This window comes from Burkholderia sp. Ac-20344 (assembly GCF_017104975.1).
Classification (GTDB): Bacteria; Pseudomonadota; Gammaproteobacteria; order Burkholderiales; family Burkholderiaceae; genus Burkholderia.
Genome location: NZ_JAAGPP010000112.1, coordinates 1 through 22257 on the forward strand (window position 1 = coordinate 1; position 22257 = coordinate 22257).

A 22257-nucleotide genomic window follows, 5' to 3' on the forward strand; every position below is an offset into this window, starting at 1 on the left:
CCTGGCGCTGTACCGCATGCATGCCATCCGCGCAGCCCTCTGCAATGCAATGCCGGGCGATACGGTATCCGCGATCTGCGGTCGATTCGGTGTCTGGGACTTTGGCCGGTTTGCCGCGCTCTATCGCACCTACTTTGGGGTTCTCCCATCGCAGACGCTTCGACGGCGCCAGCGTGGATGAGGGGGAGAATTTGGATAGTTGCTGACTGAGAGATCAGGTCTAGATTTACACGTGTCAGCCGATTGCCACGTCGGGCATGGCGAGCATCGGCTCGACGTCGAAGCCCGCGGCGCGCCATGCATCGATGCCGCCAGCCAGTGGCAACGCCAGCTTGATGCCGGACAGCCGCAATTGCCTGGCCACCGACACGGCAGACCCTTCGTCAGGGCACGCACAATAGATGACGAGTGTCCGGTTCGTTCCATGGTGCTCCATGATCTGCCGGGTCTTTCGTTCATCGCCGATTACCGCGCCTGGAATGACGAATGGATCGAGCGTCCTTCGCTCGGCAGAGCGGATATCGATCACGATCGGCCGCGGATTGTTCGCGAGCAATGCATGCAATTCGCCCGCGCTGATCCGCGCGTTGCCGAGCGCGTTTGCCAGCATGAGTCTGCGGCAGTAGCGGTACAGGAGATAAAGCATCGGAACGATGCCGGCGACGATGAGCGCACGCCAGCCAAGACGGGCGACAAGCGCGAAAATCATGTCGATCTGCGAAGCGAACAGCGTGCCGATCGCCAGCCCGATCGACGCCCACAGTGCGATGCCCGCACAATCGTGCAGGACGAACGAGCGCCACCTGACGGCCATCGCACCGCATAGCGGAACGGCAACGAGCGACAGGCCGGGCACGAACCTCGCGACGATGAGTACGCGAACGCCCCAGCGCCCGAAGAAGCGCTCCGTCGTCGTGACGCACGCTTCGCGCGACTGCGACAGTTTGCAGACGGTGTGAAGCGTGCGCTTGCCGTACCGCTTGCCGCCCTGAAACCAGACCAGGTCGCCGAGAAAGCCGCCGATCACGGCCGCGCCCAGGATCGTCGTGAAATGCAGCAACGTCGACGACGCCGCATGCGTGACGAGCGCAATGCCTGCCCCGACCGTGATCAACGTCGGTATCGCAGGCAGCGGCAGGCCGAGCGAAGACCCGAGCACGTTCAGGAATACGACCAACGTGCCGTACCGTGCAATCATTTCATGCGACATCATGGTGCTCTCCTTGAGACTCGCACATACCCGATCTCGAAGATCGTTCCTTGCTCCGCTCGAACCTGCCTGCCCGGTGCCGGCGCCGCGCCGGCCGTCGCCATCACCGCAACCGTTCGGCGCGGCCGCGAGCCGCTACGTATTACCTGGCACTGGACGGCTCGTCTTCATGCGGGTGCTTCGCTGCCGGAATAGCGTCGGTGCGCTGGCCGCCCGTATCGTCGACGTCCTGCCGGTAGCGGTGCACGTCCCGCGTGACGAAGCCGATTTCCCGGTTCGGGATGTCGAACCAGTCGGGATGCCCGAACGAACGCCGAATATCCTCGAGACCGCTCGCCCAATGCTCGCGCATCGTGTCCCTGCTGAATTCGGATGAGACCGGCGGCATGGACGGCCACCGTCAGAGCCAAGCGTAGGCGATGTGGCCTTGCAGCAGTAGCGTCGCAACGAACCTCATGATGTTGTCTCGGCGACAACAATCGAAGACAGGAGGCGCGGGCGGCACGCTACCCGCCAGGGAGGTACCGGGTTCGCTATAGCGCGATGACGGTGTGGCCCGACGATGCGACGGCATGCTCCCCGAGCAGTGCTTTCAGGTCTCGCTCGATCGTGCCGCACAGCGTCGAGATGGGAACGTCGTTCGCGCCGCCTTCGAAAGGGTTCTCCGTGCTTTCGCCAACCTGGTCGAGCGACGTGTACATCCACGACACGGCGACACTGCATGGCACGACCAGCCAGACCATGTTGCCGTGCATGAAGCCGCTCACGCTATCGTTCAGCCGGTTGAATTCGTTCAGAAGACCGAACGGAAGCGACAGGCAGAAAAATCGGACGAACAGGGAGCTGACGGTCGCGTACTGACGTGGATAGGGAAAATTCTTGAAGCGTTCCGATCGGGACTGGAGATCGATGAAGTCTCCGATGGTCTTATGAAGTTCCATGTAGAAACTCGTGTTCAGATGGCCGGCAAGATGAAGCATCCTGAGCGAAGTGCCTTGCAGGCTGAGCACGAAGGTCGTGATGGAGGCGGAAGAGAGCGCCTCTTCCGCTTCGGAGGGGGACAGGTACTTCGGCAGCAATTCCTTGATGTCGTTTTCCCATTCCGGCACGCGATAGAAGCGGCGGTACTCCGCGTTGTAGCGCTTGTTCGTGCTTTCCCAGATACGAGGACGGCGCAGGTCGTATCTCAGCGCGGTCAGCCAGGCGAGGTGTCGATAGACCAGCTTTCGGGCAATCTCTTCGTCCGTCACGAAGTTGCGCGTGATTTGCCCCCAGCGGCGGCTCTTGCTCAGGATATCGGTCCAGATTTCCAGTGCGTCCATGGCCCGGTTGTACGTCTGGACGTTCTTGAAGCCGACGATGAACGACGTCGCGGTCCCGAGGAGCGCCACGATCGTCAGGGGGATCGACAACCATGTGATGGAAAAGAACTTGTACAGAACGACCGGGACGGAGCCAAAAATGAGGAGTTCGTAAATTTTCCAGCGCGTCCAGATCAGAAATTCCGACAGCTTGTACGATTTCCCGAGATGCATTTTGTTTGCCTCATCGATAGCTCAGGTGGGTGACGAGTAAGGCGCTTGGGCCACGCGCGATCTTCCGTCACGCATCATGCCTGCGATCGATTCGGCCGGGATGTGATCGATTAGTGCCGAAGAGGCAACACCGTGAGCACGCTTGCGGATCTACTGCGCAATGCTGCGTCAACCTACGATGACTTCGCGCGACGACGTGTGCGTTTTGCCTGTCGGGCTTGCAACTGGCATCCGTCGACATCGCAATTTTTCCAACCGAGGGCAATCATCATGTCGCAGAAGATCTTGATCGTGGGTGCCGGCTTCGCCGGCGTGTGGGGCGCACTGGGCGCAGCTCGCGTGCTGGATGGTGCCGGTGTGACAGGTTGTTGTTGACCAGCGGCAGCACGCTGAGCAGGCCGCCGGTGCCGGGGCTGGCAGAGCACGCGTTCTCGGTCGATCGTATCGAGGACGCGGTAGTGCTCGATGAGCACTTCGCGGCGCTGGCGAAACTGCCGGATTCGCCGGCACGCAATACCGTCGCGGTGGTTGGCTGCGGCTTTACGGGTATCGAGGTCGCCACCGAATTGCCGCATCGATTGCGCGAGCGGTTCGGCCCGGACGCAGCGATTCGCGTAGTCGTGATCGGCGCGCAGGCCGAAATCGGCCCCGATCTCGGCCCCAATCCCCGGCCTTACGTCGCTGAAGCCTTCGACTCGCTGGGCGTCGAGACCGTACTCGGGTCGCGCGTCGTGTCGGTCGGGGTGGACGGCGTTCGCACCGCGTCGGGTGCGCCTATCGAAGCCATGACCGTGATCTGGGCAGGCGGCATGCAGGCCAGCCCGCTGACGGCGCAAGTCTCCTCGCATCTCGACTCGCTCGGACGTGTCGAGGTCACGCCGGATCTTCGTGTAGCCGAAGCGCCGCACGTGTTCGTGGCGGGCGATGTGGCGCGAGCGCGGAGCGATGAGGAAGGACACTATGCATTGATGTCGCGCCAGCACGCCATCGTGATGGGGCAATTCGGCGGGCGCAACGTCGCCGCGGATCTGATCGGTGTGCCGACGCTGAAGTACACGCAGCCGTTCTATGCGACATGCGTCGACCTTGGCGAATGGGGCGCTGTTTACTCGGAAGGCTGGGACCGTGAGATCAAGCTGACGCACGCGGAAGGAAAAGCGCGCAAGCAAATGATCAATATGCAGTGGATCTATCCGCCGGCGCCGAATCGCGCCGAGGCGCTGGCGGCAGGTAATCCGCAAGCCTCCTTTGCCTGACCTGCCGGCGCCCCCGCACGTGTCGCGCGAGGCTCGGCGGGGGCAGTCCGGCACGCGGCAGCGGCACTGACCGCCTTCGACGGGCAGGACGCCGCTGCCGCGATACCCAGTGAGTCAGTCGACGACGGTCACGATATTGACGGTGCCTTGCTTGGCCATCTTTGCATACGGGCACAAGCGCTCTGCAGTTCGAACCATCTCTTCCGCGATGCGGCGATCGATACCGGGCATGCGGACCCGAACATCGACGAGCAATGCATAGCCTCCGTCCATGGGGTCGCGGCCAAACGAAACCTGCACGTCCACGACCGTATCGGTGATCTCCATGTCGGCGCGTTTCTCGAGCAGGTTCAGCGCACCGTGGAAGCACGCGGCGAAGCCCGCTGCGAACAACTGTTCCGGATTGGTTCCATTGCCGGGCCCGCCGAACTCGGTGGGCAGGCGCAGATCGACGGCGAGATTGCCATCGTCCGAGCGGACCACCCCGGACGCGCGGCCGTGCCCGGTCTCGCCACCGGTTACGGTGACCGTCGTTGTATACAGAGGCTGAAAATCCCGACCCCGATACCTGTCGAGGAGGGAAAGCGGAGGGGCCTGCAGCTTCTTGTCATCCATGATGCATGCTCGAGTTCTACGATGTGTCCCGTCCCTTGCTCATCTATTCGTCGAAGCTTCTTGCGACGACGGTTGCACTGCCCGGGCGGATGGCGTCTTCAAGAAATGGGGCGAACTATCGTGTGAAGAATGCGTCGATCTTCCGGTGCAGCCCGGTGCTGTTACACGCCTGCGGGAGAAACACGCCTCCATGCTAGAGGAGCGCAAATGGCGGCGGTATGGTCGTTCGGAGCGATTGTATGTTTCCCGCTGGACACCAATCCGGACTCGGGCACGATGGTCGCCGCCACGCATTCCCGCGCGTCGCCCGGCGGCGCCGGTTGCCGGCGCGCACTGACGCACGCTGTCTGCGTGCCGCGCGTCAGCGGTCCAGGCAGGCCCGCAGCGTTTGTGCGAGGCGGCACGCTTCGTCGGCATCGGCGATGTTCGCGAACCCGATGATGAGGCCGCGCGGGGTGTGCTGTGTGAGGCTGTTCGTATACCAGATCGAAAGCGGCAGGACCGCGAGCCCCGCGTCGCGGGCACGCGCCGCAACGGCGACGTCGTCGACGGGCCCGTCGGGCCCGTCCGGGAACCGCACCGCGAACTGAATGCCGCCAGGCGGCAATTCGACGATCATCCGCTCGCCGAACGCCTGCCGCAATGCGTGCACGATCAGCGTGCGTCGCTCGCCGTACAGCGTACGCATCCGCTTCAGATGCCGGGCAAAGTGGCCCTGTTCGATGAAATCCGCCAGGGCCGCCTGCAAGAGCGTGGGCGAGCCGGCGTTCATGCTGCATGCCACGCGTTCGACGCGCTCCACCGCGCGCTCCGGCACGACCGTGTACGCGAGCCGCAAGCCGGGGTACATCGCCTTGCTGAAGGTACTGCAATAGATGACGCGATCCCGCCGGTCGAGACTCTTCAGCGCCTGCAGCGGGCGGCCGACATAGCGAAACTCGCTGTCGTAGTCGTCCTCGACGATCCAGCCCGACATCTTTTCTGCCCAGTCCAGCAGCGCGATGCGCCGGGTCAGCGACAGCGTGTGCCCGAGCGGGCTCTGATGCGATGGCGTCACCAGCGCGAAGCGGGCCTGCGAATCCAGCTGCATGCCGCGCTCGACGTCGATCCCCTCGGTGTCCACCGGCACCGGGACGAGTTGCACGCCGCTCTCGGACAGGAAACTGCGTGCGAGCAGATAACCGGGATCCTCGAACCACACACGGTCGTTCGGACGCGCGAGGCTGCGCAGCACGAGTTCGAGCGTTGCGCGGTAGCCGCCCGTGATGAACACCTGCTCCGGCATGCAGGTCACGCCGCGCGACAGTCCGAGATAGGTGGCGATGTGTTCGCGCAGCGGCCGGTAACCGGCCGGATTCGGGTTGCCCAGCAGGGCGCGTTCGCCACTGCTCGCTCGCTGTGAAACGAGACGGTGCCATACCTTGCGCGGAAATGCGTCGAATGCGGGGAGCCCGGGCTGCAACGGGCGCGGCTCGCCGCTCATCGCGACGGCGATCGGCTGCGGACGCCGCGGCGGCTGACTGTCGAGCGACATGCCCGACGCCTGGAACCGGTCGGTATCGTCGGCATGCTGAGGCGGGGGGCGCGTCACCGATTTCGGCAGGGAGGGCGACACGAACGTGCCTGCCGCGCCCCGCATTTGCAGATATCCCTCATCGACCAGGATCGTGTAGGCCTGTTCGACGGTGCCGCGCGCCGTGTTCAGTTGCGTCGCGAGGCCGCGCAGCGCGGGCACGCGGTCGCCGGGGCGCAGGTGACCGGCGGCGATCGCGGTTCTGAACCGCTCGCAAATCTGCAGATAGATCGGCAACTGTTGGTGCCGGTCGATCTCGATGGTCAGTGTGGGCGTTTGCTCAGGCATCACGATCTCGTGGGTAACGGGGAGCGGGCGGGGCATGGACCAGTCCGATCGACGATTCTTGGCACTTATGGATAGGACATGATTCTTCCACAATTGCGCCACGTGATGCGACGGTCATCGCCGCCTTCATCGGATCCGGCACCCGCTTCGTCCGCCTCGCATCCCCATCACATCCATTCGTCAGGAGATTTTGCGATGAAGATCGTTGTCATCGGTGGTTCGGGCCTGATCGGCTCGCGTGTCGTCACGCTGCTCGGCGAAGCGGGCCATCAGGCGCTGGCCGCATCGCCGAGCACCGGCGTCAATACCATCACGGGCGAAGGCCTGACCGACGCATTGACGGGCGCGGACGTCGTCGTGGACGTAGCGAATGCGCCGTCGTGGGAACCGCAGGCGGTGCTGGACTTCTTCCGCACGTCGGCACGCAATCTCGGCAAGGCCGAAGTGGCCGCCGGCGTGCGCCATCACGTCGCGCTGTCGATCGTCGGCTGCGACCGGATGCCGGAGAACGGCTATTTCCTCGCCAAGGTCGCGCAGGAACAGGCGATCGAGGCAGCGGGCGTGCCGTACACGATCGTGCGGGCGACGCAGTTCATGGAATTCATCAGCGGCATCGCGGACTTCGCCACGCAAGACGGCACCGTCCGCATCGGCGACGGCCTGTTTCAACCGATCGCCGCGGAAGACGTGTCGGCACTCGTCGCGCAGGCCGCGCTCGCCGGGCCGCAGAACGGCACGGTCGAGATCGCGGGCCCGGATCGCGCACCGTTTGCGGAGATCGTCGCGCGGGTTCTGAAGTCGGTCGGCGATACGCGTACGGTGGTGACCGATCGCGACGCCCGCTACTACGGCGGCCGCGTCGAGGAGAAATCGCTGGTGCCGCTCGGGAATGCGCGACTCGGCCGCATCGGTCTCGATCAGTGGCTTGCGCGAGGCTGATTCGCGCTCGCACGTGTGACGGTTCGCGGGTACCCGCAGGCAACGGGCAATCGGGATGATCGGCATGGGGGCAGCGGAAAATGAATCATTCGGAACCATCGGAGCACGGCGTTCGGCGCGACCTGGTCGGTCGCGCCGATGCCCTGTCGGCGAGCTTCGGCGCGAGCTACGCAGGCATCCTTGCATTCGTTGCAGTGGCGAGCGAGGGCAGCTTCACCAAGGCCGCTGAACGGCTCGGCGTCGGCCGGCCGGCCGTGAGCCGGAACGTCCAGAAGCTCGAGGCGCAGTTGAGTACGCGGCTGTTCCAGCGGACGACGCGCATGACCGAACTGACCTGCGAAGGCCAGCGATTCTTCGAGAACTGCCACCAGGGCGTCGCGCAGATCGTCGAGGCCATGAACGACATGCTGGAAATGCGGCAGGGGCCGCCGCGCGGTGTCATTCGCATCAGCTCGGCGGTGGGATTCGGCCGGAAGATCGTGGCGCCGCTGCTGGAAAAATTCGCGGACGCGTACCCGGACATCGTCATCGATCTGCTGCTCGACGACCGGCCGATCGACCTGGTGTCGGAACGGATCGACGTGGCGTTTCGCAATGGCCGCATCGAGGACTCCAGCATCATCGCGCGGCAACTGATTCCGATGCAGATGGCGCTTTGCGCGGCACCGTCGTACGTGGCGAGGCACGGGCTCCCGCAAAGCCTGGAGGATCTCGACCGGCACGCGTGCATCAACTTCCGTTTTGCGAGCGGCCGCATCTTCGAATGGGAATTCAACGTCGATGGCCGAGTGCAAAAGTACCTGCCGACCTCACGCCTCACGTTCAACGACGCTGACCTGGTGTTGCAGGCGGTTCTGAATGGGTCGGGTATTGCACAGATGGCGGGCTACCAGATCCGCGACCATCTCGCGTCGAACGAACTCGTCGTCGCGCTGGCGAAGCATGTGCCGGAAGATCGCGGCCACTACATCTGCTATCTGAGCCGGCAACACCTGCCGACGCGCATTCGCATCTTCGTCGACTTCATGACCGAGCAGATTCGCGCGCTCGACCTGAACTGCATGACGCGGTTCAACCCGGATCTCACGATTGCTTCATCGACGGAATTGGCTGCTTGAAGCATTCGTGAACGAAGACGCCGAGGGCCCGCGATGAATCCGTCGAGCATCGCGTTCGGGTGATCAGATGAAAATCCGGAAGCGTTCGGCAGGCATCCAGAATGATGAGGCTTGGCGAGAGAAATGCCGCGCATGAAGTGAAAGTTGGCGGGGTGGTTCGCCCCCGAAGGGCAAGGCCGGTGCGCAAAACCGCCTGCCAAACGATCGCTAACGGTGTATTAAATGAATTGGCGGTTTATTCAATATCGCAATTGAATTCGAGTCTAAACGGGCTGGAATGAAAAACGATTCGAGCGTTTGATTAAAATTAAAAAACTATCAATGCGAGACGTTTATTTTTCCGATTTTTGCGGATAAGGTTCGGTTCGGTGAAAGCGCTTTGTCGGAAAGCGTGGCGATCGATCGTCGCTTGCCGCGGTTTCATTTGGCCGCCGCTTTTGCCGATCAGTGTGCGCGACGATGCGTCGACAGGGATCCCTGTCCGGGATCTTGCGACAGGGTCGATGTGCGCATATCCGTTCCGAGATCGATGCCATGAGGGCTCATGAACAAGATCATCCGCAGATACGTTGCTTCCGTGATGCCATGCTCGTTGGCCGGCGTGGCGCTGCTGGTCGCGGCGGCCGGTGCTCACGCGCACGGCCGTTTGACCGAACCGCCTTCGCGCATCGTGCTGTGCACGCAAGGCCAGAATCCCGACTGTCATGTCGACGCCTGGCACGCGAACGCGATGGAGAACGGCAAGTTCTTCCCCGCGACGCAAAGCGGCCTGTCCGATCCGTTTGCGCCGGACGACGCGAAGAACGCCGCACCACCGATGGACGGCGAAATCGCCGGCGCCAGCACGAATGGCCCGCTGCCCGTGCTGAACGAGCAGTCGCCGAGCCGCTGGCAGAAGATCCCGCTGCGGCCGGGCGCGGTGCAGAATTTCAAATGGGAATTCAGCGCCGTGCACAAGACGCGTCGCTGGAACTACTTCATTACACGCGCCGACTGGAACCCGTCGGAAAAGCTGACGCGCGCGCAGTTCGAGCCCACGCCGTTCTGCACGATCCAGAATCCCGGCCAGCCATACTGGGATCCAAACGCGAACCTGGTGCCACAGCAGCCGACCATTCACGCATGCCGGTTGCCGGTGCGTAGCGGTTACCACGTCATCCTGGCGGTGTGGGAAGTCGCGGATACGGCGATGGCGTTCTATCAGGTCGTCGACGCGACGTTCACCCATGGCGATACGACGCGCAGCCCGTTCTGATACGGCTGCAACGTGACGCGCCCGGCGACGGCCGGGGCGTCATGAATGGAAGAACGCCTGCCGGGGGCGCGGCGGACGGCGCTGACACGGCACCGGCTACCCGGCGACCACCTGGTTGCGACCTTGATGCTTCGCGCGGTACAGGCGTTCGTCCGCCTTGCGCAGGATCGCGTCGATCGTCTCGCCGTCCCGGCCGAATTCGGAGGCGCCGACGCTCACGGTGACCTTGATCGGCTCGCCGATGCCTGCTTCGAACGGCGCGCCCGCGATCGCCGCGCGGATGCGCTCGCCGATCGACCGGGCGGTGTCCAGCGCGGCTTGCGGAAGCAGCACCATGAATTCCTCCCCGCCCACCCGCGCGACGCCGTCGTACGGCCGGATCGCATCGGTGCATTTGTCGACGAAGCGTTGCAACACCTGATCGCCCGCCTGATGCCCGTAACTGTCGTTGATCGCCTTGAAGTGGTCGAGATCGAGCGCGAGCAACGAAAACGGCGCGCCATTGCGCTTTGCCCGGTTGATTTCCGCTTCCACGCTTTCGATGAATTGCCGCCGGTTGGTCGCGCCCGTGAGCGGGTCCGTGGCCGCCAGGTGTTCGAGCTTTTCGTTGGTCCGTTGAAGCGCCTGCAGGGCGTGCTCCGTCCGCGACATCGCTTCCCTCAACCGGGCAAACAGTTCTGCCTGGCTGTAGATCTTCGAAAACGAACGGGTCGTATGAAAGGCCTGCACCACGCCGAAACTGAGCAGGAAGAAGCCGGCCGCAAAAATTGCATGCGCCAGCCACCACATGTGATTCCACGGCCGCCCGAGGATGAAGGCGAGCGAGGAGAGCGCGAATGACGTCACCGAAATGCCGTAGATCGTCATCAGTGGCGAGCGGATGCGGCGCATGACCAGCGCAGCGACGTTCACGACCGAGAGCAGCAGTGCGCCGCCCTCCATCGACAGGCGGACCCACGGGTTGCCGGCCACGGGCGAGAAGGCGATCACGGCGACCGCGACGTCGATGAGCCCGAACAGCGCGAGCCAGGGTAACCAGGTGCGGGGATCCGCGCGGGTCGTTGCGCTGTCGGCCTTGTGACTGTAAGTGAACTGCCCGACGAGGATCAGGATCGACATGGTCAGGCGCGACGCCGGGCCGTACAGCAGGAACAGCCAGATATTGTGATGCGCCATGCCGGTGAACAGGCCATGCAACGCATAGATGAGGGAAAAGCCCAGAAAGCCCAGCGTGAGCCAGCGTAGCAACGGCTCACCCGACAAGCGATAGCAGCGCCAGCAGACATAGGTGACGAACGCACCCTCGAGCGTGGCGATCGCGATCGCCAGTTCGTGAAAGGCGTGATGCTCGAATTTCAGTGAGGGGTCCTGGAAGACGTACAGGTAGGCGATCAGGTACGCAGGCACCAGCGCGAAGCCGACCAGCAGGAGCCTCGCGTACACCAGGGTGACCAGCTGGGTGGTGCGGGCCGATTCTTGGGCGGCGACATTGACGGTCATGTTCGGCCTCCGGGTTCGGTGGATGAATCAAGGGTGGGAACGGTAACGTGAAGGCGTGGCGGGCGGTCGTCAACACGATGAGGCACGAGCGTATCGCCGGAATTTCGTCGTGTTGAACAATCAGCCCAATGGCTGCGATAGGTCCTTTCAAATCGTCGAAACTCGATAATTGCAATTTGGCAATGTGATCGTGAGAATAATTTCCGGATTCGATATTGGTTTGAATAATCGATTTCAGGGTTGATGCCGTATGATTGTGTAGTATAACCAATCGAAGTGTGGGCGCCGGATCGGATCATCCCCCCATCGTGCATCGAAATATCGGTACTCACGCACCGTGCGGCAGGCACGCCGCCTCGGGCCGGCGTGACAACTTCACGATACCGCTTGCATCACGTTGTCATGGGCATCCGCTCTTGCGCGAAATCGAGGTATGACAGGCTTCATCGGCATTGACCGAAGTCGTGGCGTGTTCATTCGTTGATATAAAAACAGAATCAATATCGGAATTTGTGTTCAGGTGACAATTTGTAAGGTCGAGTTTTTTGAATTCGACCTGGGCGGAGCTTTGTCAATCTTCGGTAATGCGTAAAACGCGATGAGGGCATGAACGTGAAGAACGACCCATCCGGAATCATGCGGCGATCGACCTTGAAGGGCGCGCTGGCGCTTCTGTTGGCATGGTCGTCTTTCGGCACCGCCGTCGCCGCGGCCGCGGCGCGTACATCGCAAGCCGCCGCGTGGAAACCGCTCGTGCCCGGCACGAGCTGGCAATGGCAGATCGACGGCAACGCGATCAACGAGAAGGTGCTGGATGGCGTGCATAACCCGCGCAAGATGTTCGACGTCGACATGGAGCTCACCGATGCCGGCACGATCCAGCGCCTGAAGGCGAAGGGCATCCAGGTCGTCTGCTACATGGAGGTGGGCGGACTCGAAGACAACCGTGGCGATGCCGGCCAGTTTCCGGACAGCGTGCTCGGCAACCCGGTCGAAGGCTACGAGGATCACGAACGCTGGCTGGACATTCGCCAGACCACGATCCTGATGCCGCTGATGCTGGCGCGTCTCGACCAGGCGAAGAAAAAGGGCTGCGACGGCATCGAGCCCGACCTCGACGACAGCTATCGCCAGGAAACCGGCTTTCCGCTGACGCGCGACGATCAGCTGCGCTACAACACGGCGCTGATCGCCGCCGCGCACGAGCGCGGGATGTCGATGGGCCTCAAGAACGGTTCGGGTATCGCCACCGCGATGGCGAAAGTGGCGGACTGGGCGCTCAACGAGCAATGCAACCGATTCCACGAGTGCGACGGCTACGCGAGCTTCATCGCGCTGAACAAGGCCGTGTTCAATGTCGAGTACACGCGTCCGGACGGCATGACGCTCGCGGATTTCTGTCCGGCTGACAACCAGGCCAATTTCGACGGCATTCTGAAACTGTCGAGCGACACGCTTTCTGCGCTGCCGCGCGCGGCCTGCCGGTTCGAGTGAGCGGCCGGTGACGACGGGCGGTGGCGCGGGCAAGCGCCGCCTGTAGTGCGGGACGGACGGCGGCGCGCCCGCGCTCGCCCGTTTTGCGCGGCCGCTTGCCGGCTTGCCGTCCGCGAAACGCGCGCGCCCGCACTCGCTCGATGACCTGCGTCAAGGTGGATTGCTCTGCAAGCGCGAAGATGGATGTCCATGCATGTCGGCCGCGATCGGGGCCGGCATGTTCCGTGCCGTCTGCGTCTTCACGTTCATGATACGGACACCCTCATGCTTTTCCAGTTCACGGACACGTCTGATCACCGAATCGTTTCCCGCTCAGAAGCAGGCGCGCTGAACGCGCGGCCTGCCATGCCCTACCCGAAGCAGCCGGTCGCGACCGTCGGCGACCGGCTGCTGAGCCCTCACGAGATCGCGATCCTGATGGTGCTCGCGAGCGAGCCGCGGCGCCAGCAGGGCGATCCCGCCGACCTTCGCTGCCTGGCCGATCGCGGTCTCGTGCGACTGGATGCCACGCCGCTTGCAGAGGCGCCCGTGCGCCTGTCGGACGACGGATGCCAGGGCGTGTCGCGCCTCGCCGAATGCGATCGCGTCGACCGCGACGGCAATGCCGGCTTCAAGACGGCGCGCCGGATGGCCGCCGCCGCATTGCGCGGAACGTCGCCCGGCGCGCCGTGCTGACGGCACCCGGTTCCGGCGACGCAGCCGGATCGACCGTTGTTATCGCCGGGGGCGAACGGGAGATCGAGCGAGGCTTCCGGGCGGACGGGAACCCGGCGCGTTCGCCGGATGCGCCGACGCCGGCCGTGCCGCGATGATCCGGCGTCCCGTGGCCGCGCGCATGCCGGTTTCCGCGTGATTTCGAACCGTTGACCTCCATCAACGCGCGCTTGCGGCGAACGCCGATGATGAAAACCAACCCGAACGCCGCCGGCGCGTCGGTTCATCCAGCGAGGTCGGTATGTACACGAACATCATGGTCGCGGTGGACGGCAGTCCATCGTCGGAACGGGCGCTCGACGAGGGCCTGAAGGTCGCGCGAATGTGCGGCGCCCGCCTGTTCGCCGTCTTCGTGGTCGACAAATCGCTGCTGATCACGTTCAGCGGCCGCATGGACCCGAACGCATTTCTCGACGAGATCCGCCGCGACGGCAAGTCGGTCCTGCGACACGCGGACCGGGCCATCGAACACGCGGCCGTCAACGGCGAGACGGAACTCGTCGAAACCGAGATCGGCCAGGACATCGCCGAACGGCTGCAGCGCTATGTTGCCGACCGGTCGATCGATTTCGCCGTGATCGGTACGCACGGGCGCCGCGGTGTCCGGCGTCTGTTTCTCGGCAGCGTCGCCGAACGATTCCTGCGCGGATCGAGCTGCCCGGTCCTGCTCGTGCGCGGCAGCGACGCCGCACCGGCCGCCGCGGCAGCGTAGTGCCACTGCGCGAACAGGATCTCGTGGATGCGTTCGCTCGCCATCGTCCCGCGATCGAGCGGGCGGCACGCTGCCAGCTCGAGGAAAGGGGCGGCCGGCCGGTCCTGCTCCACAGCGGCTACTTCCGGTTCTGCACTTGAGCGCCCGCTGCCGTTGACGCGCGTCAAGCACCTGCCGATACGGGCAGTTACGCTGGAATCGTGATGATCGTTCGTCCGTTGCGCGGCATGCGGTGCCGCGCCAAGCCGATCTTCATCATGGCTTCGCGCGGGCTGGACGAACGCGCGGGCCGCAAGTCAATCGTGTGAGGAGTGCGAACCATGAGCAATGTCACGCGTTACGATCCGTTTTCGATCGACCCCGTCTCCGACCTGTTTCAGGGGCTGTTCAGGCCGCTGCGGGGAATGGCGATGACGGACCAGCCCGATCTGGCCTCGATGAAGATCGACGTGACGGAAAGCGACGATGCCTACAAGGTCAGCGCGGAACTGCCCGGCGTCGCCAAGGACGACATCGACGTCCAGGTAACGGGCAGCACCGTATCGATCAACGCGAAGATCGAGCGCAACGACGAGCAGAAGGACGGCGAGCGCGTGATCCGTCGCGAGCGCTACAGCGGCGCGATCAGCCGCTCGTTCTCGCTGTCGGGCGAGATCGACGACGCGAAGGCAACGGCGACGTACCAGGATGGCGTGCTGTCGCTGACGCTGCCGAAGAAGGCGCCGGTCGGGCAGAAAAAGCTGACGATCAGCTGATCGGGCGCCAGGCGGCGGGCGACGCAAGCACGTGTCGCCCGAAGGGAGAGACCGGCGCGCGGAGCGATCCGCGCGCTTTTTTCGACGCGGCTGCCGGGCCGCATCGGCTTGACCGCCGTCGAACGGTGTCCGTTGACCTGCATCAGCGATCCCCGGCGATGCGTGTGCAAATCTGGAGATGTGCGGCGGACAGGCGCGCCGCGGCTCACAGGAGTGCAGGCGATGAAGACCGACAAGCAGTTGAAGCAGGACGTTCAGGACGAACTGGAGTCCGACCCGGCGATCGACGCGACACGTATCGGCGTCGAGGTGGTCAACCGGATCGTGACGCTCTCGGGCCACCCGCCGAGCTATGCGGAGAAACTGGCGATCGAGCGCGCGGCGAACCGCGTGGGCGGCGTCAAGGCGCTCGTCGTCGACATGACCGTGCATTTGCCGGACGACGACGTCCGCACCGACGAAGACATCGCGAACGCGGTGCATTCGGTGCTGCACTGGACGGTCGGGCTGCCCGACGACACGGTCAAGGTACAGGTCGAACACGGCTGGATCACGCTGTCGGGCAGCGTCGAGTGGGCCTACCAGAGCCACGCGGCCGTGCGGGCGATCTCGCAGATGCGCAGCGTGACCGGTGTGACCGACCATATCGCGGTACACGGGACGGTCGGCTCGGCCGACATCGGCGGCAACATCAAGCGCGCGATCATGCGTCATGCCGAGCGCGAGGCGAAGCACATCGCGATCGAGGTGCGCGACGGCACCGTGCGGCTGTCCGGCAAGGTCGGCTCGTTCTCCGAGCGCAAGGCCGTGCGCGGCGCCGCGTGGTCGGCGCGCGGCGTGCGTGCCGTCGTCGACGACCTGGTCGTCGAGTAACGCCGGCAGACGGCAACCGGATGCGCGGTCCGCGCGGAAGAAGGGGAATCAGATGTCACTGTCAGGCGAGGTACACGACGCGGACTGGTCGGTGGCGATCGAGACGATCGCCACCGGAACGGGCGGCTATCGTTGCAGGATCCGGGTGACGCTCGCGTCGCCGGATGGCGCGTGCGAGCGTACGTTCGCGCACAGCACGACCCATGACACCGAGCGCGAAGCCGCGATCGACGGGCTGCGCGCCGGGATGACGTGGGTCGAGATGAGGAAGTCGAACACGTTCACGGTCTGACCCGGCGACGGACCTAGCCGTCCGGCCGGTCCCGTGTCGCAGGCGGTGACGCGGCGCGCGCGATCGGTTCGCCGTCGCGCGCATGTTTGCGCTGCCACCCGACATGATGCGCAACGGCGTCGGTCACGGTCGGAAAGAAGCGGGCGGCCCCGAATGCGTCGAACAGGCCGTAGGCGCGCAGGCGATCCTTTACCGGCCCCTTCATTTCCGCGAAATCCAGTGCGATGCGTTGCTCGCGCAGTTCCTCGCACAGCGCCACGAGCCGGTCCGCGGCGCTGACGTCGATATCGGTGACGGGCTCGGCCGCGATGACGACGCGCGCGATCGGCGCCGCCGACTTCGCGATCGCCGCGTGCAGATGCTCGCAGAAGATCTCGACGTTCGCGTAGAAGAGCGGCGCATCCCAGCGGAACAGCAGGAGCCCCGGCGTTTGCACGGCGTCCGGATGGCGCGCGATGTCGTGATAGCCGCGCACGCCGGTCAGCCGGCCCAGCACCGCATCGTACGGATGCCACGCGCGCCACACGAACGACAGCAGCGACAGCGCGCTGGCGAGCAGGATGCCGGGCACGACGCCCATGCCGATCACGCCGGCAAAGCACAGCACCGAGATCAGGCATTCGCCGCGGCGCATCCGGTACAGCCGCACGACGCTGCGGACGTCCGCGATGCCGAACGCCGCGTAGATCACGACGGCGGCCAGCGCCGCACGCGGGACGAGGGTCAGCAGCGTCGGCGCGGCAACGAGCAGGATCGCGATGCACGCCGCCGCGACGAGATTCGTGACCTGGCTTTGCGCGCCCGCGGCAATCGCGACGGGCGTACGGGACGCGCTGCTGCTGACCGCGCAGCCCTGCATCACGCCGGCCAGCAGATTGGCGGCGCCCAGCGCGACCAGTTCCTGGTTGCGGTCCGGCGTATCGCCTGCGCGTGTGGAAAGGGCGCGCGACAGCATGCTGATGTCGGCGAACGACACCAGCGCGACGGCAACTGCGCCGGACGCGAGCGTAGCCAGGTCGGCGAAGGAGACGGCCGGCAGGTGCGGCACGGGCGCGCCGGCCGGCAACACGCCGACCGTCGCGATGCCGTGCAGCGACGACACCTGCGCGACGACGGTCGCCGCCAGCACGGCGACCAGTACGCCGGGCGCACGCGGCATCGCGCGTTTCGTCACGAAGAGGGTTGCGAGCACGCCGATGCCCAGCAGGGCCGAAGCGACGGAGAACCGGCGTTCGACGAGGGCCTGCACGATGCGCGGCACGCTGCCGAGCACGTCGCCGCCCGATACCGGCATGCCCAGCAGTTCGGGCAACCGGCCGACCGCGAGCGCGATGGCGATGCCGTTCAGGTAACCGTACTGGATCGGACGCGACAGCAGATCGGTGACGAAGCCGAGGCGGAGCGTGCCGAGCAGGATGCAGATCGTGCCGGCCGACAGCGCCAGCGCGCCGGCCAGCGCGACGGCGCGCTGCGGATCGTGGCCGGCGAGCGGCGCGATGGCGCCGGCAATCAGCGCGGCCAGCGCCGAATCGGGGCCGAGCACGAGGATCCGGCTCGGACCGAGCAGCGCATACGCGAGCAACGCGGCGATCGACGCATGGAGCCCGGTGATGGCCGGCAGGCCGGCCGCCTGCGCGTAGCTCATGCCGACCGGTACCAGCACGGCGGACAGCGCGATGCCCGCATAGAGGTCGCGCGCGAGCCATGCGCGCCGGTAGTGCGTGAGCAGCGCAACGCCCGGGAGCAGGTGGGCGACGCGCTCGGACAGGGGCCGGTTCATCGCGGCTTCATCCCGGAGAATACCGTGCGAAAGGCGTGGCCGGCGCCGGCCAGCGCACGGTCACCGGGATGCGGGCAACCCGGGCGGACGGACGAAACGGCAGCGCGAGAGCGGCCATTGCAGCGGAGTGCGGGGCCGCCGCCGTCGCACCGGATGCCGGCGGGGCGGCACGGCCACGCGCGGCGTCAAGCGGCCTTGAGCGCCGACAGTTGCAGCGCCTGGGCGAAGCGGACCAGCGTCGCGATCGATCCCGTCACGCTTTCATACCGTACTCGCCCGATCTGTGCGTCGAGGATCACGAGCATGCCGGCATCGCGCGCGAGGGCGACGAGCGCCAGCGTGTCGAGGGCGGCTGCGTCGGACCGGCCGGCCTGATCGACCGAAGCGGAAGGATGGGTAGCGTGTGACATGACGACTCTCCTGATGGCCCGGAATCCGGATACCGTGCAGCCGTGATCCGTGAATCCAGTATCGTTGCCGCGCCTGTGCGATTCAATCGGCATGTCCCGAAGCTGCGGTAGGAATCGTGCGGCGGGCGTCGGCGGATTCCTACATGGCACGCGGCTTCGACGGCTTCGGCGACTTCGGCGGCTTCGACGGCGCGCGGCGGCGCACCGGCCGCGCTGCGCTGCGCATACCAGCTTCCGATAGCAACCGGCCGGCGGCCGTTGACCCACGTCAAGCACGCGTCACCGGGCCGTGCGCACACGGCGACAGGCGACTAGCCTTGGAAAGCGAAGCGCGCGCGAACGGTCGCGCGGGGAGGCGAGCATGCTTGCGATGATGTTTGACGGCACGACACCGCACCTGCGCGAGGCGCGCGTGCCGGACCCGCTGCCGGCGGCAGGCCAGTTGCTGATCGACGTACTTGCATGCGGTGTATGCCGGACCGATCTCCATGTCGTCGATGGCGAGCTCGCGCATCCGAAGCTGCCGCTGATCCCGGGGCACGAAATCGTCGGCACGGTGCGCGCGCTCGGCGCGGGCGTGACGGGCTTCGCCGCGGGCGACCGCGTCGGCGTCCCGTGGCTCGGCTCGACGTGCGGCCATTGCGCGTATTGCGCGTCCGGCCGCGAAAATCTGTGCGACAGCCCGGGATTCACCGGCTATACGATCGACGGCGGCTATGCGGAGCGCGCCGTTGCCGACCATCGGTATTGCGTGCATCTGCCGCGGCGCTATCCGGATCTGGAGGCCGCGCCGCTGCTGTGCGCCGGCCTGATCGGCTACCGGACCTTGCGCATGGCCGGCGACGCGCGGCGGATCGGCATCTACGGCTTCGGCGCGGCGGCCCATCTCGTTGCACAGGTCGCGCATCGGGAGGGGCGCAAGGTGTTTGCGCTGACGAAGCCCGGCGATACGGTTGCGCAGCAGCTCGCACGGTCGCTGGGCGCGGCCTGGGCCGGCGGCAGCGACGAGGCGCCGCCGGAGCCGCTCGATGCCGCGCTCATCTTCGCGCCGGTGGGGGCACTGGTGCCGGCCGCGCTGCGTGCCCTCGACAAGGGCGGGATCGTCGTGTGCGGCGGCATCCACATGAGCGACATCCCCGGCTTTCCGTACGCGTGGCTGTGGGGCGAGCGGCGCATCGCGTCGGTGGCCAACCTGACGCGGGCGGATGCCGTCGAATTCATGCGGATCGCCGATGCGATGCCGCTGCGGGTCGAGGCCGTGCGCTACGCGCTGACCGACGCGAACCGCGCACTCGACGACTTGCGCACGGGGCGCGTGTCGGGGGCCGCCGTGCTCGGCATGCGCGGCTGATCCGCGCGCCGCGCGTGCAGCGCGGTCAGATCCGCCCGAGGCCTTCCGGATCGACGATGCGGATCTGCTTGCCTTGCGCGGCGACGAGCCCGTTGTGCTGGAACTTCGACAGCATGCGGCTGACCGTTTCGAGTTTCATCCCGAGATACTCGCCGATCTCGTCGCGCGTCATCCGCAGCACGAATTCGGCGGCGGAGTAGCCGCGCGCCCTGAAGCGCGCGGACAGATTCAGCAGGAACGCGGCCACGCGCTGCTCGGCGGTCATCGTGCCGAGCAGCAGCATCAGCGAGGATTCGCGGACGATCTCGGCGCCCATCATCTGGTACACGTGATGCTGCATCGGCCGCACCTCGCGGCATATCTGCTCGAGCTGGCCGAACGGAATGATGCAGACGGTGCTGTCCTCGAGCGCGATCGCATCGCCGTTGTGGTGCCCGGTGTGCACGCCGTCGAGCCCGAGCGGTTCGCCGACGATCTGGAAGCCGGTGATCTGCTCGTCGCCGTCGCGATGCATCACGATGGTCTTGAACGATCCGGTCCGGACGGCATAGATGCTGTTGAAGGTATCGCCCGCGCGAAACAGCGTTTCGCCGCGCTTGACGTGGCGCGTCGTGCAGATCATCGCGTCGACCCGCGCGAAATCGGCGGGCGTCATGTCCTGCGGCATGCAGACGGTACGCAATGCGCATGTCGAACAGCGGGACGCGGCGCGCTTCGGCTGGTCTGCCCGTTCCACCGGATGCAACGGGATGAACGGACGTAACGGCGGGGTCATCGACACTTCGGCATGGCTCTGCATGATGGGCTCCAGTTCGTTGGGGGCAGCCGCGAGCCGCCATCGGGCGGGATCGCGCTGGTCGAAATACCGGCGGCCCTGGTGTCGGCCGCCTTCATGGGGGGAACTGCGCCGGACGGGCTGGGGGACCTGGATGCCGGTCCCGGCGGCGATGCCGCCCGTGCTCCGCGAGGCGCGCGTGCTGGTTTTTCTTGATGTGCAGTATGGATGTTGCGCGGCGTCAAGGAAATCAGCAGGCGTTGAAGATGCGGTAGGTCACGTGGAAGTGTTGTAGGCGGATTCCTACACCGGTGCGGGATTTTGCCGGGGGCGACGCAGGCGCGCAGCGGTCGCGTGCCGGGGCCGCGTCAGAGTTCGTCCGGGTCGTCGAACAGCTTGTGGCGCATGGCATAGCGCACGAGCGCCGTGTCGTTCGGCATCTGCATTTTCTCGAGGATCCGTGACTTGTACGTGCTGACGGTCTTGACGCTGACGCAGAGCGCCTGGGCGATTTCGGACATCGACTCGCCGGTGGTGACGCGCCGGAACACGTCGAACTCGCGGTCGGACAGGCGCTGGTGCGGCAGCAGATCGGTCGGCTCGTTGAGACGCTGCGCGAACTGCTCGGCCATCGCCAGGCTGACATAGACGCCGCCGGCCGCGATCTTGGTCAGCGCCGCGACCAGCTCGGCGCTGGCGCTTTCCTTGGTCATGTAGCCGGATGCGCCGGCGCGGAACGCGCGCACCGCATATTGCTGCTCGGCATGCATCGTCAGCACGAGGATCTGCAGCGCCGGCTTCTCGTCCTTGATCTGTCTGATGAGCTCGATGCCGTTGCGTCCGGGCATCGACAGGTCGAGCACCAGCACGCTCGCGGCCGTGTCGCGCACGCGCGCGATCGTGGACGCGCTGTCGCACGCTTCGCCGGCGACCTCGAAGCCGCTGGCGCTTTGCAGGATGTGCCGCAGGCCGTCCCGGACGAGGGCGTGGTCGTCGGCGATGAGTACCCGGATCATGGCAATGCATCCCTTGCCGGATCGCGGGGCGCGGCCCACGCGGCGGCGTTCGTCGGTCATCCTCGCGGAGCGGCGCCCGCAATCGTCCGATGATGGCCGGCGCCGACGACCGGACGATGTCCATCCTCGTCGTCGAGGCCGGCTCGGCTCGGGGGCCGGTTCGCCGATGCGCGGAAATTGTGCGCGCGTTGCCGGCGTTCGCCAATCGGGATCGATGCGTACTGCCGCCGTCGCGTGAACTTGACCCGCGTCAACCGGATGGCGTGCGCCGGGCCCAGACTGGTTCCGCAAGCCGGTCGAAACCGGGCAACGACAGGGAGGCGTCATGTACGCACGGATCCTTGCAGCACTCGACGGCAGCCGCAGCTCGCGGCTCGCACTCGACGAGGCGATTTCGCTCGCGCGCGAATCCGGCGGGCTGATCGTCACCGTGTGCGTGGTATCGGATGCGCCGAGGCTGGCGGACGTCGACAGCGGCTATATCGACTGGCGCGACCCGGCGGGACTGGGCTCGGATCAGGCCGCGATCGCGGTCGCGGACGCCGAGACGGCATTGCGCCTGTGCGGCGTGCGCGGCACCGCGCACACGATCGACGCATGCGGCGAGAACGTTTCGTCCGTGCTGGCGCGTGCCGCCGCGGAATGCGAAGCAGACCTGATCGTGATGGGCACGCACGGCCGCCGCGGCGTGCGCCGCGCGTTGCTCGGCAGCGTCGCCGAGTCGCTGCTGCGCATCGCGGACCGGCCGGTGCTGGTGGTGCGGGAGGGGCCGGGCGCGTGCGCGGCGGTGTTGTGA

At 65.6% G+C, this 22257-nt stretch carries 20 protein-coding genes and 4 pseudogenes; 14 read left to right on the forward strand and 10 right to left on the reverse strand.

Features of this window, described 5'->3' with window-relative positions:
• Nucleotides 1-181, forward strand: a pseudogene (locus G3N64_RS28210) (helix-turn-helix domain-containing protein); the annotation flags it as partial.
• Between the two features lie 54 nt (nucleotides 182-235).
• Here the strand turns inward: G3N64_RS28210 and G3N64_RS28215 are convergent.
• The 3 genes and pseudogenes from G3N64_RS28215 to G3N64_RS28225 all read right to left on the reverse strand — a co-directional run bounded on the left by G3N64_RS28215 (nucleotide 236) and on the right by G3N64_RS28225 (nucleotide 2745).
• The gene (locus tag G3N64_RS28215; RefSeq protein WP_205786919.1) at nucleotides 236-1213 is read right to left on the reverse strand and encodes a VTT domain-containing protein; all 978 of its coding nucleotides are present in this window, start codon (nucleotides 1211-1213) and stop codon (nucleotides 236-238) included.
• Between the two features lie 139 nt (nucleotides 1214-1352).
• Nucleotides 1353-1580, reverse strand: a pseudogene (locus tag G3N64_RS28220) (DUF3734 domain-containing protein); the annotation flags it as partial.
• Between the two features lie 163 nt (nucleotides 1581-1743).
• Nucleotides 1744-2745 (reverse strand): bestrophin family ion channel, encoded by a 1002-nt coding sequence (locus G3N64_RS28225; protein ID WP_205786921.1) that lies wholly within the window; start codon nucleotides 2743-2745, stop codon nucleotides 1744-1746.
• Nucleotides 2746-3015: 270 nt separating this feature from the next.
• On the opposite strand from G3N64_RS28225, the pseudogene G3N64_RS28230 reads away from it, so the two are divergent.
• Nucleotides 3016-4001: pseudogene (locus tag G3N64_RS28230) on the forward strand (FAD-dependent oxidoreductase).
• A gap of 114 nt (nucleotides 4002-4115) precedes the next feature.
• On the opposite strand, the gene G3N64_RS28235 reads toward G3N64_RS28230, so the two are convergent.
• Nucleotides 4116-4616, reverse strand: coding sequence for an Ohr family peroxiredoxin (locus G3N64_RS28235; protein ID WP_205786924.1), 501 nt, complete (start codon nucleotides 4614-4616; stop codon nucleotides 4116-4118).
• Between the two features lie 361 nt (nucleotides 4617-4977).
• Entirely contained in the window at nucleotides 4978-6477 is a 1500-nt protein-coding gene (locus G3N64_RS28240) for a PLP-dependent aminotransferase family protein (RefSeq protein ID WP_205786961.1), read from the reverse strand.
• Between the two features lie 195 nt (nucleotides 6478-6672).
• On the opposite strand from G3N64_RS28240, the gene G3N64_RS28245 reads away from it, so the two are divergent.
• The 3 genes from G3N64_RS28245 to G3N64_RS28255 all read left to right on the forward strand — a co-directional run bounded on the left by G3N64_RS28245 (nucleotide 6673) and on the right by G3N64_RS28255 (nucleotide 9789).
• Entirely contained in the window at nucleotides 6673-7416 is a 744-nt protein-coding gene (locus G3N64_RS28245) for an SDR family oxidoreductase (protein ID WP_205786926.1), read from the forward strand.
• Nucleotides 7417-7496: 80 nt separating this feature from the next.
• On the forward strand, nucleotides 7497-8534 hold the full coding sequence (locus G3N64_RS28250; protein WP_205786928.1) for a LysR family transcriptional regulator: 1038 nt from the start codon (nucleotides 7497-7499) through the stop codon (nucleotides 8532-8534).
• 580 nt (nucleotides 8535-9114) lie between these two features.
• The gene (locus tag G3N64_RS28255; RefSeq protein ID WP_205786963.1) at nucleotides 9115-9789 is read left to right on the forward strand and encodes a lytic polysaccharide monooxygenase; all 675 of its coding nucleotides are present in this window, start codon (nucleotides 9115-9117) and stop codon (nucleotides 9787-9789) included.
• Between the two features lie 96 nt (nucleotides 9790-9885).
• On the opposite strand, the gene G3N64_RS28260 is transcribed toward G3N64_RS28255, so the two are convergent.
• Nucleotides 9886-11289, reverse strand: a complete 1404-nt coding sequence (locus tag G3N64_RS28260) for a GGDEF domain-containing protein (protein ID WP_205786930.1) — start codon at nucleotides 11287-11289, stop codon at nucleotides 9886-9888.
• Between the two features lie 636 nt (nucleotides 11290-11925).
• Between G3N64_RS28260 and G3N64_RS28265 the strand changes: the two genes are divergently transcribed.
• The 7 genes and pseudogenes from G3N64_RS28265 to G3N64_RS28295 all read left to right on the forward strand — a co-directional run bounded on the left by G3N64_RS28265 (nucleotide 11926) and on the right by G3N64_RS28295 (nucleotide 16129).
• On the forward strand, nucleotides 11926-12783 hold the full coding sequence (locus G3N64_RS28265; protein ID WP_205786932.1) for an endo alpha-1,4 polygalactosaminidase: 858 nt from the start codon (nucleotides 11926-11928) through the stop codon (nucleotides 12781-12783).
• 345 nt (nucleotides 12784-13128) lie between these two features.
• Nucleotides 13129-13458 carry a hypothetical protein gene (locus G3N64_RS28270; RefSeq protein WP_205786934.1) on the forward strand — a complete coding sequence of 110 codons (330 nt, stop codon included), beginning with the start codon at nucleotides 13129-13131 and terminating at the stop codon, nucleotides 13456-13458.
• Nucleotides 13459-13738: 280 nt separating this feature from the next.
• Entirely contained in the window at nucleotides 13739-14209 is a 471-nt protein-coding gene (locus G3N64_RS28275) for a universal stress protein (protein WP_205786935.1), read from the forward strand.
• A gap of 8 nt (nucleotides 14210-14217) precedes the next feature.
• Nucleotides 14218-14349 (forward strand): annotated as a pseudogene (locus tag G3N64_RS28280) (DUF1488 family protein); the annotation flags it as partial.
• Nucleotides 14350-14529: 180 nt separating this feature from the next.
• A complete protein-coding gene (locus G3N64_RS28285; protein ID WP_205786936.1) occupies nucleotides 14530-14964 on the forward strand; it encodes an Hsp20/alpha crystallin family protein in 435 nt (144 codons plus the stop codon).
• A gap of 222 nt (nucleotides 14965-15186) precedes the next feature.
• Nucleotides 15187-15837: a BON domain-containing protein gene (locus tag G3N64_RS28290; RefSeq protein ID WP_205786937.1), complete on the forward strand. Its 651-nt coding sequence runs from the start codon at nucleotides 15187-15189 to the stop codon at nucleotides 15835-15837.
• A 52-nt stretch (nucleotides 15838-15889) separates the two neighbouring features.
• The gene (locus tag G3N64_RS28295) at nucleotides 15890-16129 is read left to right on the forward strand and encodes a hypothetical protein (RefSeq protein WP_205786938.1); all 240 of its coding nucleotides are present in this window, start codon (nucleotides 15890-15892) and stop codon (nucleotides 16127-16129) included.
• A 13-nt stretch (nucleotides 16130-16142) separates the two neighbouring features.
• Here G3N64_RS28295 and G3N64_RS28300 read toward each other — a convergent pair whose 3' ends face one another.
• Entirely contained in the window at nucleotides 16143-17909 is a 1767-nt protein-coding gene (locus G3N64_RS28300) for a SulP family inorganic anion transporter (protein ID WP_205786939.1), read from the reverse strand.
• 185 nt (nucleotides 17910-18094) lie between these two features.
• On the reverse strand, nucleotides 18095-18319 hold the full coding sequence (locus G3N64_RS28305) for a hypothetical protein (RefSeq protein ID WP_205786940.1): 225 nt from the start codon (nucleotides 18317-18319) through the stop codon (nucleotides 18095-18097).
• Between the two features lie 361 nt (nucleotides 18320-18680).
• Between G3N64_RS28305 and G3N64_RS28310 the strand changes: the two genes are divergently transcribed.
• A complete protein-coding gene (locus G3N64_RS28310; RefSeq protein WP_205786942.1) occupies nucleotides 18681-19670 on the forward strand; it encodes a zinc-dependent alcohol dehydrogenase family protein in 990 nt (329 codons plus the stop codon).
• Nucleotides 19671-19695: 25 nt separating this feature from the next.
• On the opposite strand, the gene fnr is transcribed toward G3N64_RS28310, so the two are convergent.
• Together fnr and G3N64_RS28320 are read right to left on the reverse strand one after the other, a co-directional pair.
• Nucleotides 19696-20469 carry a fumarate/nitrate reduction transcriptional regulator Fnr gene (gene fnr / locus G3N64_RS28315; protein ID WP_205786944.1) on the reverse strand — a complete coding sequence of 258 codons (774 nt, stop codon included), beginning with the start codon at nucleotides 20467-20469 and terminating at the stop codon, nucleotides 19696-19698.
• 344 nt (nucleotides 20470-20813) lie between these two features.
• Nucleotides 20814-21461 carry a response regulator transcription factor gene (locus G3N64_RS28320; RefSeq protein WP_205786965.1) on the reverse strand — a complete coding sequence of 216 codons (648 nt, stop codon included), beginning with the start codon at nucleotides 21459-21461 and terminating at the stop codon, nucleotides 20814-20816.
• Nucleotides 21462-21786: 325 nt separating this feature from the next.
• Here G3N64_RS28320 and G3N64_RS28325 point away from each other — a divergent pair, with 325 nt between their 5' ends.
• Entirely contained in the window at nucleotides 21787-22257 is a 471-nt protein-coding gene (locus G3N64_RS28325) for a universal stress protein (protein WP_205786946.1), read from the forward strand.

What these genes read in the sequence shown, in the direction of transcription:
- G3N64_RS28215 (WP_205786919.1), bottom strand. Translation starts at nt 1,213, where the DNA reads ATGATGTCGCATGAAATGATTGCACGGTACGGCACGTTGGTCGTATTC.
- G3N64_RS28225 (WP_205786921.1), bottom strand. Translation starts at nt 2,745, where the DNA reads ATGCATCTCGGGAAATCGTACAAGCTGTCGGAATTTCTGATCTGGACG.
- G3N64_RS28235 (WP_205786924.1), bottom strand. Translation starts at nt 4,616, where the DNA reads ATGGATGACAAGAAGCTGCAGGCCCCTCCGCTTTCCCTCCTCGACAGG.
- G3N64_RS28240 (WP_205786961.1), bottom strand. Translation starts at nt 6,477, where the DNA reads ATGCCTGAGCAAACGCCCACACTGACCATCGAGATCGACCGGCACCAA.
- G3N64_RS28245 (WP_205786926.1), top strand. Translation starts at nt 6,673, where the DNA reads ATGAAGATCGTTGTCATCGGTGGTTCGGGCCTGATCGGCTCGCGTGTC.
- G3N64_RS28250 (WP_205786928.1), top strand. Translation starts at nt 7,497, where the DNA reads ATGAATCATTCGGAACCATCGGAGCACGGCGTTCGGCGCGACCTGGTC.
- G3N64_RS28255 (WP_205786963.1), top strand. Translation starts at nt 9,115, where the DNA reads ATGCCATGCTCGTTGGCCGGCGTGGCGCTGCTGGTCGCGGCGGCCGGT.
- G3N64_RS28260 (WP_205786930.1), bottom strand. Translation starts at nt 11,289, where the DNA reads ATGACCGTCAATGTCGCCGCCCAAGAATCGGCCCGCACCACCCAGCTG.
- G3N64_RS28265 (WP_205786932.1), top strand. Translation starts at nt 11,926, where the DNA reads ATGCGGCGATCGACCTTGAAGGGCGCGCTGGCGCTTCTGTTGGCATGG.
- G3N64_RS28270 (WP_205786934.1), top strand. Translation starts at nt 13,129, where the DNA reads ATGCCCTACCCGAAGCAGCCGGTCGCGACCGTCGGCGACCGGCTGCTG.
- G3N64_RS28275 (WP_205786935.1), top strand. Translation starts at nt 13,739, where the DNA reads ATGTACACGAACATCATGGTCGCGGTGGACGGCAGTCCATCGTCGGAA.
- G3N64_RS28285 (WP_205786936.1), top strand. Translation starts at nt 14,530, where the DNA reads ATGAGCAATGTCACGCGTTACGATCCGTTTTCGATCGACCCCGTCTCC.
- G3N64_RS28290 (WP_205786937.1), top strand. Translation starts at nt 15,187, where the DNA reads ATGAAGACCGACAAGCAGTTGAAGCAGGACGTTCAGGACGAACTGGAG.
- G3N64_RS28295 (WP_205786938.1), top strand. Translation starts at nt 15,890, where the DNA reads ATGTCACTGTCAGGCGAGGTACACGACGCGGACTGGTCGGTGGCGATC.
- G3N64_RS28300 (WP_205786939.1), bottom strand. Translation starts at nt 17,909, where the DNA reads ATGAACCGGCCCCTGTCCGAGCGCGTCGCCCACCTGCTCCCGGGCGTT.
- G3N64_RS28305 (WP_205786940.1), bottom strand. Translation starts at nt 18,319, where the DNA reads ATGTCACACGCTACCCATCCTTCCGCTTCGGTCGATCAGGCCGGCCGG.
- G3N64_RS28310 (WP_205786942.1), top strand. Translation starts at nt 18,681, where the DNA reads ATGCTTGCGATGATGTTTGACGGCACGACACCGCACCTGCGCGAGGCG.
- fnr (WP_205786944.1), bottom strand. Translation starts at nt 20,469, where the DNA reads ATGCAGAGCCATGCCGAAGTGTCGATGACCCCGCCGTTACGTCCGTTC.
- G3N64_RS28320 (WP_205786965.1), bottom strand. Translation starts at nt 21,461, where the DNA reads ATGATCCGGGTACTCATCGCCGACGACCACGCCCTCGTCCGGGACGGC.
- G3N64_RS28325 (WP_205786946.1), top strand. Translation starts at nt 21,787, where the DNA reads ATGTACGCACGGATCCTTGCAGCACTCGACGGCAGCCGCAGCTCGCGG.